This is a genomic window from Vibrio sp. OPT20 (genome assembly GCF_963889365.1).
GTDB lineage: Bacteria > Pseudomonadota > Gammaproteobacteria > Enterobacterales > Vibrionaceae > Vibrio > Vibrio splendidus.
The window spans coordinates 397,158-409,986 of record NZ_CAWPOA010000031.1; the positions used below are offsets into that span (position 1 = coordinate 397,158).

The window sequence follows — 12,829 nt, forward strand, 5'->3', positions numbered from 1 at the left end:
ATTCTATCACTTAGCAATCGATTGCCACACCAAATAGATCAAATTTATTTATCTTAGTGATATTTTATATTCGTCAAAGCTCGAAAAATTCAGTTTATAAGTGAGCGATTTATCATGGCCAGGTGATATTTTGTGGTTATTAAACACAGTGGGCGCTATCGACCTTGCCCCTCAATCCATAGTTGCTTATCATCTAGGCACAAGATTTGAATATTAGGATCAGTATGCGCTACATAGCATTGTTGTTGATGGGACTATTAGCCTCTCCGAGTTATGCCTTAACTCAAGTAGATATCTTTAGTGCTGAAGTTGCGATTAACGCTGAAAACAAACAGCCAGAACAAGTGGCAAGAAATACCGGCATGGAGCAGGTTTTGATACGTGCGACTGGCCAAACTGATGTCGCTTCGAATGAGACGATTCAAAAGGCGATGCGTAAGAGTTCGCAGTACATGTCTCAAATGAGTTTTGGTGAAAGCAATGACCAATCAACATTGCGCATGCGTTTTAACGGCGCTCAAATCCGTTCGCTACTGACTCAAGCACAATTGCCGTACTGGCCTGATACTCGCTCAAACATCCTTGTTTGGCTGGTGGAAGAACAGAACTACGACAAGAATATTGTGTGGGAACACTCCAACTCACAGTTGGCTGCAGGTTTACAAGCCAACGCAAAAGAGCGCGGTTTGCCTCTAACGCTACCTGTGGGTGATTTTGATGACATTACCGGTATTGCGACCTCTGATCTTTGGGGTAGCTTTGTTACACCAATCAGTAAAGCGAGTCAGCGTTACCCGGTTGATGCTGTTCTGGTAATAAAGGCTCAATCTTCAGGTCTACGTTGGACTCTATACGATCAAAAGCCAAACCAATTGACGAGCGCACCAAAATCGCCAGTCAGTGGTTCGCTATCGGGCAACAGCGCGACGACTTCTAAGAAACTTGTCGACCAAATCAGTAACTACTACGCAGGTAAAAGTGCGGTTACAGTAGCAAGTGAATCATCAGAGTCGATTTTAACGCAATTTATTAGCCTGAATAACGCACAAGACTTTTTCCAATTGGAGAATGCACTTAAGCGTTTAAACTCGGTGGCAAGCTTAGAGATTCTGAAAATTCAGAATAACGAAGTAACTTTTCGAATTCACTTATTGTCGACTCAACAAGAGTTTGAGCAAGAAGTGGAAAGCATTCGCCAAGTCGCAAAGGTTGAAGAATCTTATATTGAACCTGAAGTGAGCCCTGAATTTGAAACGCAAGACAACACCATGTCTGTAGGCGATGATTCAGCAGCTGTTACTGATACGACCCTGGACGATGGCGCAGAAGCGACGGCTAACGAAGCTGACCCAAGTGTTCAAGTCATCAAAGGTAGTGAGTTATCAACTGAAGCGGATGCTGAGCTAACGAATACGTCTGGCTCGGAAGAGCTAACAGTTGTTGCGCCAGTACATGCTAAGCCAAGCCTAGTATACGAATGGGTTCGCTAGTGATTGTCTTCTGACATGACCGATTGAAATGAATTCATGAAAAAAGCCCTGCAAGAGAAATCTCGCAGGGCTTTTTGTTTGTTGTCACTTTTTTCTATTGATACTAGATCAGGACAACCTAATCCAGGTTACTGCTCGAACTTAGCTTTCTCGGTCTTTTCTACTTCAGAAAGGCGCTTAAGTTTGATGCCTAATTCTTTGGCTCGAAAGCGAGTAAATAAGATATTGCCCGCGAAGCCTAGAGTCGTCAGAAGCAGTTCTACAGCCGCTAATAAGCGCTCGCCACCGTCGACATACAAAATAGTTAATGCGTGTAGGAAGTAGAGCATTAAGACAAAGTTCGCCCAAGCATGCGTATAAGGTTTACCTGCTAGAATGCCCGGTAATGGCAGTAACAGCGGTATAGCCCAAGCGATCGCAAGCGTTACATTACTTAGATGAGGGTGCGGCGAAAGTGTCATCTGCCAAGCAATCACCCAGAATAAAAGCGACAAGTTGCCCGCTAAAGCAAGGTAGCGGAATAGCTTGGTTGTGGGAGACATCGCCTTCTCTGGCATATACATCATTGAGAAATTCCCTTCTGGTTTATTGCGATGCGCGCTAGGCGTTTGCCTAGGTTTTGCGCCAACTCAATTTCATCTTTGCTTAATGAAGCGCTCTCTCCGGTACTACTCGCACCATAGGGTGTGCCACCGGTTTGAGTGGTGTGCAGCGCAGGTTCTGAGTAGGGGATACCCACCACTAACATGCCATGGTGAAGCAGTGGCAACATCATGCTTTGTTGTGTGGTCTCTTGCCCGCCATGCAGTGATGAAGAAGAGGTAAACACGCAAGCTGGCTTATCGATCAGATCGCCATTAATCCACAGTGATGTTGTGCTGTCCCAAAAGTGCTTCATAGGTCCAGCCATGTTGCCAAACCAAACCGGACTGCCTAGCGCTAAACCATCGCAAGAACGGAGCTCTTGCAGTGTCGCAATAGGATCGGTCGGCTGATAGCGTGAATCAGGCTGCTCTTCTACCGTGTACACGTCGTTCACCGTTCTTAACATGGCTTCGCAGTTCGGAATAGATTCAACCCCTCGTGCAATTTGCCTTGCTAGCGCTCGTGTGTTGCCGTGGCGGCTGTAGTAGAGAACAAGAATGTTGATGCTCATATCGGCTTACAGAATCTCTAGCACTTGCTCTGGTGGACGACCAATCTTTGCTTTGTTGTTCGCAACAACAACAGGGCGTTCAAACAGTTTTGGATTTGTCGCCATTGCTGAGAATAGATCTTCATCGGTAACAGATGCATCGCCAAGATTAGCCTCTTTGTAATCCGCTTCTTTGGTGCGCATCATTTCGCGAACATTGTCAAAACCAAGCTGCGTGAAAAGCACTTTAAGTTGCTCGATAGTTAAAGGCGTATCTAGGTATTTGATAACTTCTGGCTGTACGCCGTTTGCTTCAAGCAGTTCGAGAGTTTGACGGCTCTTTGAGCAGCGTGGGTTATGATAAATCACGACGGACATGGTTCTTCCTCATTATTATTTTTGATTTAATTGTTCAGTTGAAGCAATTGTTCAGTTGAAGCCACTTGAGTGGCTTCTTTACTATGTAACGTTGAGCTTTCTTTTTCTTCTGACAACGAACCGCTGCCAATAAATACATTTACTGTAACGACAAGAAGCGTTCACGCTGAATCATTAGTTGATCAATTCGGGCGTCGTAACGTGCTTGTTTTAGGCTGCCGAGCTCTGCGATTTGACTAGCCTGCGTATAGTACTGAATCGCTTTGTTCCAGTTGGCTTGCAGTGCCAAGATCTCTGCACGAGCAGCCAGTTCTTCGTCGCTATTACCCAGGCTTGTATTTACTTTTGAAAGTAGGTGCCAGCCGTTGGTGTCGTTCGGGTTATCGTGCGTGTAACGTTGCAACACGCGAACGGCTTCCTGTAGGTCTTCATTTTCAATCAGCGCATTGGCGTAGTTAATGGTTAGAACAGGGTTGTTTGGTTGGCGAACCAGCGCTGATTCGAGTTCTTTAATCGCAATCTCAGGCTTTTTCTGTTCAATGTGGAGGTCTGAAATGGTATCTAGATAAAACAGGTTGGTTGGGTCGCTGTTGATGAGCTTGGTCAGAATCGGCTCAGCTTTATCTAATTTTTTAGAATCTAAGTAAACCAGAGCTTGGCCATACTCTAATGATGGAACCAAGGCTTTAGGTGCTTTCTTCAACTTACGTTCAAACCAATCTAGAGCGGCATCGTTATTAATGCCGGCATAGCGCGCGACAATGCGAGCTCTTGCTAGATGGTAATCCAGTGATGGGGCCAGTTTAAGTGGCGGATAGCTGCGAGCGCGAGCGCGTGAATCGGTGATTCGATCTTCTGGTAATGGGTGAGTCAGCAGCATTGGGGGTGGTGTGCTGGCATAACGGTATTCATCAGCCAAACGACCGAAGAAACGCGGCATCGCATTCACATCGAACCCTGCTTTCGCCAGTGTATTGATACCAAAGCGGTCAGCTTCTTTTTCATTACTACGGGTGTAGTTGATCTGGCTTTGCATGTTACCAGCGGTTGTGGCAGTTAGAGCTGCGATACCTGCTTCAGGTGCTGCAATGGCCAATAATACAGAGGCTGCTAGCGCTGCGATGGTTGCTGGAGAACGACGAGCTTGATCTTCCATACTACGCGCTAAGTGACGTTGGGTAACGTGCGCGATTTCGTGCGCTAATACTGAAGCCAACTCACTTTCAGATTGTGCATGCAGGAACAGACCTGAGTGCAAAGCAACATAACCACCAAAGAATGCAAAAGCGTTGATGTTGCGGTCTCGGATCATAAAGAACTGGAAAGGTGTCTTTACATCATTCGCGCTTGCGACAAGACGATGGCCAAGCGTATCAATGTACTGGTTGAGAACCGGGTCGTTTACGATAGGCTGGCTGCTTCTGATGATGCGCATGTAGGCATCACCATAGATAAGTTCTTGGTCGATAGTGAGGGTGCCGCCAGCAGCGGTGCCGATATCGGGTAGCTCCAAACTGTTGGTATTCGCCAACGTTGGGGTGCTTAATGTAGCTGCGATGCATAAGCAAGCAATTGAGCGAGCGCGTTTAAACATATTAGTCAGTAATACTCCGTTTCTTCTGACAGTAAGACAAGTGCAATGCAAATTGGTTCTTTATCTGATGTAACCTTTGCCGAGTGCGTGCGCTATCATGAAGGAAGATGAATGAATGATGGCGCGTTTTCAAAAACAGATTACAATACGACCCTTATAATAAGCATCGAGCTCAAGAATGACACCTAATATTCTAGATTTACGCCAAGAGCGCTGTCCAATGGCACTATTATTAGCCAAGCGTCACAGTGTAAAGTTAGAAGTAGGGCAATCATTGTCAATTTATGTCTCTGATAACAGCTCAATGAAAGATATTGTTACTTTTTTGTCTAAGCAAGCCTATGACGTCATCACTGAGGTTTGCTCTAATTACTATCATCTCCTCGTCACTAAAAAGGAATTGCAGTCAGATGCTTGAAATGGTCAATCGTTGGTATAAACGACGTTTCTCTGATCCCCATGCTGTCAGTTTGGTTGCCATCATTCTCTTCGGCTTTATTACGATCTACTTCTTTGGTCATCTCATCGCGCCATTGTTGGTGGCTATTGTATTGGCTTATTTGCTTGAGTGGCCGGTTACCCAACTCCAAAGACTCGGTGTTCCAAGAACGCCATCGGTGATGCTAGTCATCATGATGTTCTTTAGCCTGATGTTGCTGGCGCTGTTTGGCTTAGTGCCTACCATTTGGGAGCAAGTGGGTAATCTCATCAATGATATTCCAAGTATGTATGGCGGCTTACAGAAGTTCATCGCGACCATTCCTGAGCGCTATCCTGAGTTAGCAAACTTGCAGATCGTTGAATCGATTGTGTCTAACGCGAAAAATAAAGCATTAGGTTTTGGTGAAAGTGTTGTTAAAGGTTCTTTAGCTTCCCTTGTGAGCTTGGCTACGCTTGCGGTTTACTTGATTCTTGTGCCACTGTTGATCTTCTTCTTACTAAAAGATAAAGAAGAGATGATCAGCATGGCGAGTGGTGTGCTACCGAAAAATCGTCGTCTAGCGACCAAGGTTTGGGTTGAGATGAACCAACAAATCTCAAACTATATTCGCGGCAAGGTACTTGAGATCTTGATCGTCGGTGGTGTCAGCTACGTGACCTTTGCGATTCTAGATTTACGTTATTCAGCTCTGCTGGCTGTCGCGGTTGGCTTCTCGGTACTGATTCCTTATATCGGTGCGGCAGCTGTGACCGTTCCAGTTGCGATTGTTGGCCTGTTCCAGTGGGGATTAGAGCCTCAATTCTACTGGCTGTTATTGGCTTACGGTATTATCCAAGCGCTAGATGGCAACGTGCTCGTTCCTGTTCTGTTCTCTGAAGCCGTGAACCTACACCCAGTAGCGATTATTGTAGCGGTGTTGGTGTTTGGCGGACTGTGGGGATTCTGGGGCGTATTCTTTGCTATCCCGCTTGCTACGCTGGTGAAAGCGGTTTGGAATGCTTTACCGAGTCATGCTCTCGACGATGACCCTGAGCATCAATCGTAATTGAAGATCAATACAGTTGAGTAAGTATTAAAAAGGCCGAATATCCATGATATTCGGCCTTTTTGTATTTGGATTAGTCAATTGTGAACTTAGATCATCTAGGTATGAAATTAGGTCATCAATTCACTAGAAACAACATTAAGCTTCTGGATTGAAGTAGTCTAGAACCACTTCGTGGTGAGTCTTAGTCTTGAACTTGTTGAAGACGTGTTCAATCTGACCTTCTTCATCAATTAGGAAGCTAATACGGTGCAGACCGTCGTACACTTTGCCCATGAATTTCTTCTCTCCCCAAACACCAAACTGCTCAGCAACGCTGTGGTCTTCATCTGATAGCAGTGTGAAGTTTAGAGATTTCTTCTCGACGAAATTTGGTAGGCGTTTTACTGGATCAACACTCACACCTAGAACAACCACATTTAGGTCATCAAGCTGTGCTTTGATATCACGCAGACCTTCAGCTTGCACAATACAACCTGGAGTCATTGCTTTTGGGTAAAAATAGAAAAGGACTTTTTTACCTTTGAAGTCACCAAGAGATACGATATTGCCATCTTGATCAGGAAGAGAAAAAGCAGGTGCTGGAACACCAGCCGTTAGCGTATTCATGATATTTCCTTTTTAAAAACTGTTTTTGATAAAGTTGAGCGAGCCTTGTACGGATAGGCTCTGACACAGCGCGTCAAATTCTTCTTGTAGCTGCATCAAATTACATTCTGATTGCACAGAAGCGGTAATAGAGATATGGAATTGGTCGTTGTCGAGCTGAACTTTAGATTTATTGATGGTTCGGGCGCTCAGCGAGTCGAGTCCTATGTTGCGGTCAGCAAAGAACTGAGTGAACTGCTCGGTAAGGCCGATTTTATCGTCTGACTCAACGAACACCTCTACTGTGTAAGAGTTCTCAATAACATCATGAGTTGAGGTTCGCTTCATAATCGTAATCAAGTCGTGCTCTTGTCCAAGCAAGGGCAGGGTGGTTTCAACGCGGGTGATGTTGTTTGCCTTTCCAGACAGCAGCATGATAAGCGTAAATTCTTCGCCAAATAGAGCGATACGGCTATCAATAATGTTACAGCCTGATTGGGTGACTAAATGAACCACTTGGTTGCATACACCTGGGCGATCTGTGCCCACAGCTGTGATTACTAGATGTTGAGTCATAAAATCACGTCTCTTTATATTCCATTGATTCATGCATGTTAGCACAGTTAGCTCGTGGAATAAGCGTGCGTACGGGGCTTTTTATGAGGCACCTTGCTTCTAACATGCAACCAATGATAAGAATATCGAGAGCGTTAAAAAATGAGATTGAGTGGTGAGAGCACAGCTTACTTGTTACTGACATCCAGTGCTGTGCTATCCGCTAGATTGAGCGCAGGTTACCCAAATTCTCGGTAGAACGCCGTTAGAAGTCGTTTTACCTCAAACATACGACAATATTTAATGCAGATGTTGCCGGTAAGCCACTTTAATGTCTTGTGTTTATTGATTGGCTTACAGTAACATGCAAAAAGAATAAATTAAGGGAGATAGACATGTTTTCAGGAAGTATCGTTGCGCTAGTTACGCCATTTAATACAGATGGTGAAGTGGATTTCGACAGCCTTAAAAAGTTAGTTGAGCACCATGTTGCTGCAGGTAGTGATGGTCTGGTTGCGGTTGGCACAACAGGTGAGTCTTCAACACTCACTATTGAAGAGCATGTCAAAGTCGTCAATAAGATCGTTGAATTTGCTGATGGTCGTATTCCCGTTATCGCTGGTACAGGTGCAAATGCAACTCACGAATCTGTTCTATTCAGCCGTTTGCTGAATGGTTCTGGTATTGCTGGTTGCCTGAGCGTAACGCCTTACTACAACAAACCAACTCAAGAAGGTTTGTACCAACACTACAAAGCGATTGCTGAAGTCAGTGACGTTCCACAAATCCTATACAATGTACCAGGTCGTACTGCTGTAGACTTGTTACCTGAAACGGTTGCTCGCCTTGCTGAGATCGAAAACATCGTTGCACTTAAAGATGCGACGGGTGATCTCGACAGAATTGCAATTCACCGTGAACTTTGTGGCGAAGATTTTATCTTACTAAGTGGTGATGACTTAACAGGTCTAGAATTTGTTAAGCGTGGTGGCGATGGCGTGATCTCTGTAACAAACAATGTTGCAGCCGCTGATATGGCAACCATGTTCAAGTTAGCGAAAGAAGGCAAGTTTGAAGAAGCAGAAGCGATCAATGAGCGTTTGATGCCTCTACATAAGAATTTGTTCGTTGAGTCCAACCCTATTCCCGTAAAATGGGCGGTTCATAAAATGGGTCTGATTGCTGAAGGTGGCTTACGTCTACCGTTGACTGAATTGTCAAAGCCAGCTCAACCCGTTGTTGCTCAAGCAATGACTGAAGCGTGCATTTACTAAAAACGTATGAAGTGATGCCGAAGTGAACCTTCGGCATTTAGGAGTATAAATGAAGTATTCTCACCAGCTAGTGATTGGATCACTGGCTGTTTTCGTTCTTACAGCATGTTCTGGCAGCCCGACTCAACGTCGCCAAGCCAAAGATGATTTCGAATACTTAGAAACACCTGAGTTTTCACAATGGCAGCTGCCTGAAGATGCTCAACCTCAGTTCTATCCAAATTTTGACATCCCAAGTGGTGAGTTCAGTGGTGGTACAGGCCGTGAAGTGGATATTCGTCCGCCGCAACAGGTTCTTGAGCTGATCCCAGGTGCTCGAGCTGAACGTCAAAATGGTGAAGTGACACTATGGCTTCTTCGTGCTGAAGAGGCAGACCGCGTGTGGCAAACGGCTGTAGATATGCTGGCACAACGTGGCATTGGTATTCGTGAACAGTCAGAAAACGATATTGAGACCGATTGGGTTACTTGGGTTTCTGAAGATGAAGAAGTAGAGATCGGCAGTCGCTACTCTATCTCTCGTTTCCAAGCGAACAACCGCCATGGCTTCAAGATCAACCTTATCGATTGGCGTGAAGGCTCTGAAGAGAAGCCGGTATCGGCAACCAATAAGGAGCGTTACAACGCGTTCTTAACGAACCTAGTGATGGCTAAGTACGATGAAAACCTTCGTGCTGAAGCGGCGTTGAAAGCACAAGAGCTGGTTAAACGCATTCCAATCTCAATGGGTGCTGACCGCAGTGGCTTCCCTGTGATCATTGCTCGTACTCCATACAATGTATTGTGGCAGCGTTTGCCTACCTTGCTACCGACTATGGGCTTTGAGCTTGAAGAGCGTAACCAGTCTCAAGGTACTGTAAAAGCTAAGTATGCTGCGCCAGATGATGAATTCTGGGAAACAATTGGCCTACAACCCATTGATTTGGCTCCAGGCACTTACACTTTCTTGTTTGGTGATCTTGGTAACCGTACGTCAATTAACGTAACGGATGCATCAGGTAAGCCAGTAGAAGAAGAGCTACTGAAGTCAATGGTACCGGTACTAGCACATGTTGCTGACCAAACCAAAGATGACAAAGAAGCTGATGCAGAGTAAGTAAGCTGAATGAGCATAGCTGAAAAACCACAGAGTAAGTCATATCAGCCCTGTGGTTAGCTAAAGCCAATAAAAAAGAGGACACATTGTGTCCTCTTTTTTGTATTCGTTGATTAGTCTTCAGCGGATTATTAACAAATTAGATTGGCTCCTTAGAGCTACAAAATTAAGCGTCTTTGTTGTTCGTAGACTCATCTTTTTGAGCTTTCTCTTGGTTCTGTTTATCCAATTGATTGAGCTTGTCTAAGTCTTTCTCTGTTTTGTTACGACCAGTCAGATCCATATTGGCGGTCTGTTTGAGCGCAGCAATATTACCCACCACAACACTAACCACGATGATGATGATCACCCAAGGGTTTGTAAGCCACTCCAACATAAGCGCTCCTAATGACTGATATTCGCCACGAAGCGCGCATAGATCTCGTCTAGCTGCTCCATAATAATCTCATACCCTAATATTGGCTTAGATTGGAGTTGCTTGCCAAGTAAAGAGGGAGATAACTGTGATAAACACAACTCTGATACTTTTCGATGGCTGATATGCCATGGTTCGATCGCCACACCGCCGAGGTCTTGGCTGTACGGAAAGAAGAACCCAAATTGAGATGCATTGGCAAAAAGCCATTGGTAAAACGCTTGCTGGTGGCCAGTAAGGTATTCCCATGGTTCCAGTTGCAGCTGTGTGCCTTCAGGTAAGTGATTACGAGCAAAGACATCAAAGTCACAACCCCAATGGTGACGACTCGCCCCAGGTAGTGCAGACCACCTCAGTATCGCTGACAACTTTTGATGTTCACTGAGTCTTGAAGCATCAAGTGGTTGGCTTTCTGAGTCTAATATTGGTGCTTCACCAGAAAACTTACGGTTCCAAATCAGAGATTGCCTTTCATAGTCGCGAAAGCCACTGGCAATCTCCATTTTAAAGCCAGCGAGTTGAGCAGCTTCAATCAAACTGTTTAGGTCATCTTTGACATAACTGTGAACCAAGAATGTCTTGGTGCCAATCAGGTTAGGTTCCAGATGAGAATCTGATTGCCCGGTAAGCTGCTCTGGTGTCATAACGCGTCTCTCAATAATTAGATGCTATCAATCGCTGATGAAAAAACTATTTAGCGAACAGGTTCACTAATGTTCTCTCATACATGTCGGTTAGCTTCTCTAAGTCAGCCACTTTCACGCATTCGTTAACCTTGTGAATGGTGGCATTAACCGGACCTAGCTCTACGACTTGCCCTTTCATGCGCGCAATAAAGCGTCCGTCAGATGTACCACCTGTAGTCAGTAGTGCTGGTTTTACGTCATTAACGTGACCAACGGCATCAACAATAGCATCAAGCAGTGAGCCTGCGTCTGTTAAGAACGGGTCGCCATTGAATGTCCATTTCAAATCGTATTCGAAATCGTACTTGTCGAGTGTATTTGTGATTCGTTCAACGATGATGTCGTTGTTTAACTCAGTGCTAAAGCGAAGATTAAACTGAACATTAAATTCACCAGGAATAACGTTTGACGCGCCCGTGCCCGCACTTACATTTGGGATCTGGAAGCTGGTTGGTGGGAAGTAGTCATTACCTTTGTCCCACTCGGTCGTTGCCAGTTCGTTGATCGCAAGTAGAGAGCTGTGTACTGGATTGTTCGCTAGGTGAGGGTAGGCAACATGACCTTGTGTGCCTTTAATCGTGAGATCGCCAGTAATAGAACCACGACGGCCGTTCTTCACAACGTCACCAACATACTCAGTACTTGATGGTTCACCAACAATACACATATCGATGTTTTCACCACGGGCCATTAGTGCTTCAACAACACGGACTGTACCGTTGATGAAAGGGCCTTCTTCATCTGACGTGATTAGGAAACCGATTGAACCTGTGTGGTCTGGGTGTTTAGCTATGAACTGCTCTACAGCAACGATCATTGAAGCCAAAGAGCCTTTCATGTCTGCCGCGCCGCGACCGTGTAGGAAACCATCTACGATAGTCGGTTCGAATGGCTTGGTGTGCCACTGTTCAATCGGGCCTGCAGGTACAACATCGGTGTGGCCTGCAAAGGCAAATAGAGGCGCCTCTGTACCACGGCGAGCCCAAAAGTTCGTCGTATCTTCAAATACCATCACTTCGATTTCGAAGCCGAGTGCTTTTAAGCGTTCAATCATTAAATCTTGGCAGCCTGCATCTTCAGGGGTTACTGATTGGCGGCTAATGAGGTCTTTTGCCAGAGCCAAAGTTGGGCTATCTGTCATCCTTGAATTCCTTGTTTAAATAAAACGTCTAGTCATTAATTTTTAGGGCGCTGATTTAATGATCAACGTCCAGTAGTCTGTCTATCTAAATACAGTGCTCTAAGCAAAAATAGCGGCGTATTGGTCGGCTTTAAATCCGATATGAAGCTTACCGTCTACTTTTAGTATTGGTCGCTTAATCATTGCTGGTTGTTCAACAAGCAGAGTCACGGCTTTGTCTTCCGTTAATGTATCTTTCTGTTCTTGTGAAAGTTGGCGATAAGTCGTACCACGTTTGTTCAATACAAGTTCCCAGCCAAGTTCTGAACAGAAGGTCGTAACCAACTCTTCAGTGATGCCTTGTTTACGATAATCGTGAAATTCGAACTTGATCCCTTCAGCTTCGAGCCATTTCTTTGCTTTTTTAATGGTGTCGCAGTTTGGAATGCCAAACATAGTGATAGTCATTGTTCTTCCTTTGGGTGATTTTATTTCGTTGTTATGAGTTGAATCCTATCAGGAAGCTGCAATTCAGACAAAATAGAGTGAGGAATATTTCATAGAGTGAAAAAAAACAGTAAGAAAATGTCACTATTGGAGACTTATTGATCAACCTCAACATGTTGTCAGCGAAAAAAGAAATAATTGAGTTGCACATATATAGGAGGTGTCAATGGAGTTGAGTCCTGTTTTTGCAAGGCGGCTATATTTAGCATTGTTAGTGGAAAGCCTTGATAGGCCAAATGTGCCTAAACTCATCGAAAAAACGGGTTGGCCTCGTCGTACTATTCAAGATGTACTCAAGGCGTTACCGGGGATCGGTATCGAACTTATGTTTGTTCAAGATGGGCGACGTCATAATGATGGCTATTACCAGTTATCCGACTGGGGTCCATTTGACAGTCAATGGGTTATCCAGCGTAAAGGCGATATAGCAATAAGCCTTGGATTTAGTGCATAAGCCAGCGAAAGCTGGCTTTCTTTTTTGCAGTAAAAGTAGAAGTAGAAATC

General features: G+C 44.8%; 16 protein-coding genes. 6 read left to right on the top strand and 10 right to left on the bottom strand.

The window, feature by feature from the left end; genetic code table 11:
• Positions 1–224: 224 nt before the first annotated feature.
• Complete coding sequence (locus tag AACR09_RS02945) at positions 225–1,490, top strand: DUF2066 domain-containing protein (RefSeq protein WP_193835994.1); 1,266 nt, start codon at positions 225–227, stop codon at positions 1,488–1,490.
• Between the two features lie 128 nt (positions 1,491–1,618).
• On the opposite strand, the gene AACR09_RS02950 is transcribed toward AACR09_RS02945, so the two are convergent.
• From AACR09_RS02950 to AACR09_RS02965, 4 genes are all read right to left on the bottom strand, one after another.
• The gene (locus AACR09_RS02950) at positions 1,619–2,056 is read right to left on the bottom strand and encodes a DUF2069 domain-containing protein (protein WP_004734315.1); all 438 of its coding nucleotides are present in this window, start codon (positions 2,054–2,056) and stop codon (positions 1,619–1,621) included.
• Positions 2,053–2,646, bottom strand: coding sequence for an NAD(P)H:quinone oxidoreductase (wrbA, locus tag AACR09_RS02955; protein WP_193835995.1), 594 nt, complete (start codon positions 2,644–2,646; stop codon positions 2,053–2,055). Before wrbA ends, AACR09_RS02950 begins: the two co-directional genes overlap by 4 nt.
• A 6-nt stretch (positions 2,647–2,652) precedes the next feature.
• A complete protein-coding gene (gene arsC / locus AACR09_RS02960) occupies positions 2,653–3,003 on the bottom strand; it encodes an arsenate reductase (glutaredoxin) (RefSeq protein WP_004734313.1) in 351 nt (116 codons plus the stop codon).
• Between the two features lie 139 nt (positions 3,004–3,142).
• Entirely contained in the window at positions 3,143–4,597 is a 1,455-nt protein-coding gene (locus AACR09_RS02965) for a beta-barrel assembly-enhancing protease (protein WP_193835996.1), read from the bottom strand.
• Between the two features lie 178 nt (positions 4,598–4,775).
• Between AACR09_RS02965 and AACR09_RS02970 the strand changes: the two genes are divergently transcribed.
• Entirely contained in the window at positions 4,776–5,015 is a 240-nt protein-coding gene (locus tag AACR09_RS02970) for a sulfurtransferase TusA family protein (RefSeq protein WP_004734311.1), read from the top strand.
• Positions 5,008–6,084, top strand: a complete 1,077-nt coding sequence (locus tag AACR09_RS02975) for an AI-2E family transporter (protein WP_017084129.1) — start codon at positions 5,008–5,010, stop codon at positions 6,082–6,084. Before AACR09_RS02970 ends, AACR09_RS02975 begins: the two co-directional genes overlap by 8 nt.
• Before the next feature lie 138 nt (positions 6,085–6,222).
• On the opposite strand, the gene bcp is transcribed toward AACR09_RS02975, so the two are convergent.
• Positions 6,223–6,693: a thioredoxin-dependent thiol peroxidase gene (gene bcp / locus AACR09_RS02980; RefSeq protein WP_017079430.1), complete on the bottom strand. Its 471-nt coding sequence runs from the start codon at positions 6,691–6,693 to the stop codon at positions 6,223–6,225.
• 12 nt (positions 6,694–6,705) lie between these two features.
• Entirely contained in the window at positions 6,706–7,248 is a 543-nt protein-coding gene (locus tag AACR09_RS02985; protein ID WP_017079431.1) for a glycine cleavage system protein R, read from the bottom strand.
• 374 nt (positions 7,249–7,622) lie between these two features.
• Between AACR09_RS02985 and dapA the strand changes: the two genes are divergently transcribed.
• The gene (gene dapA, locus AACR09_RS02990) at positions 7,623–8,501 is read left to right on the top strand and encodes a 4-hydroxy-tetrahydrodipicolinate synthase (RefSeq protein WP_004734279.1); all 879 of its coding nucleotides are present in this window, start codon (positions 7,623–7,625) and stop codon (positions 8,499–8,501) included.
• 49 nt (positions 8,502–8,550) lie between these two features.
• The gene (bamC, locus tag AACR09_RS02995) at positions 8,551–9,597 is read left to right on the top strand and encodes an outer membrane protein assembly factor BamC (RefSeq protein ID WP_017084128.1); all 1,047 of its coding nucleotides are present in this window, start codon (positions 8,551–8,553) and stop codon (positions 9,595–9,597) included.
• 166 nt (positions 9,598–9,763) lie between these two features.
• On the opposite strand, the gene AACR09_RS03000 is transcribed toward bamC, so the two are convergent.
• The 4 genes from AACR09_RS03000 to AACR09_RS03015 form a co-directional block, all read right to left on the bottom strand.
• Complete coding sequence (locus AACR09_RS03000) at positions 9,764–9,973, bottom strand: DUF2897 family protein (RefSeq protein WP_193835997.1); 210 nt, start codon at positions 9,971–9,973, stop codon at positions 9,764–9,766.
• Between the two features lie 8 nt (positions 9,974–9,981).
• On the bottom strand, positions 9,982–10,656 hold the full coding sequence (locus AACR09_RS03005; RefSeq protein WP_004734276.1) for a M15 family metallopeptidase: 675 nt from the start codon (positions 10,654–10,656) through the stop codon (positions 9,982–9,984).
• Between the two features lie 46 nt (positions 10,657–10,702).
• A complete protein-coding gene (dapE, locus tag AACR09_RS03010) occupies positions 10,703–11,839 on the bottom strand; it encodes a succinyl-diaminopimelate desuccinylase (protein WP_017090166.1) in 1,137 nt (378 codons plus the stop codon).
• A 99-nt stretch (positions 11,840–11,938) separates the two neighbouring features.
• Entirely contained in the window at positions 11,939–12,286 is a 348-nt protein-coding gene (locus AACR09_RS03015; protein ID WP_017079437.1) for an ArsC family reductase, read from the bottom strand.
• A 205-nt stretch (positions 12,287–12,491) separates the two neighbouring features.
• On the opposite strand from AACR09_RS03015, the gene AACR09_RS03020 reads away from it, so the two are divergent.
• On the top strand, positions 12,492–12,779 hold the full coding sequence (locus AACR09_RS03020; protein ID WP_029224613.1) for a winged helix-turn-helix domain-containing protein: 288 nt from the start codon (positions 12,492–12,494) through the stop codon (positions 12,777–12,779).
• Positions 12,780–12,829 lie beyond the last annotated feature (50 nt).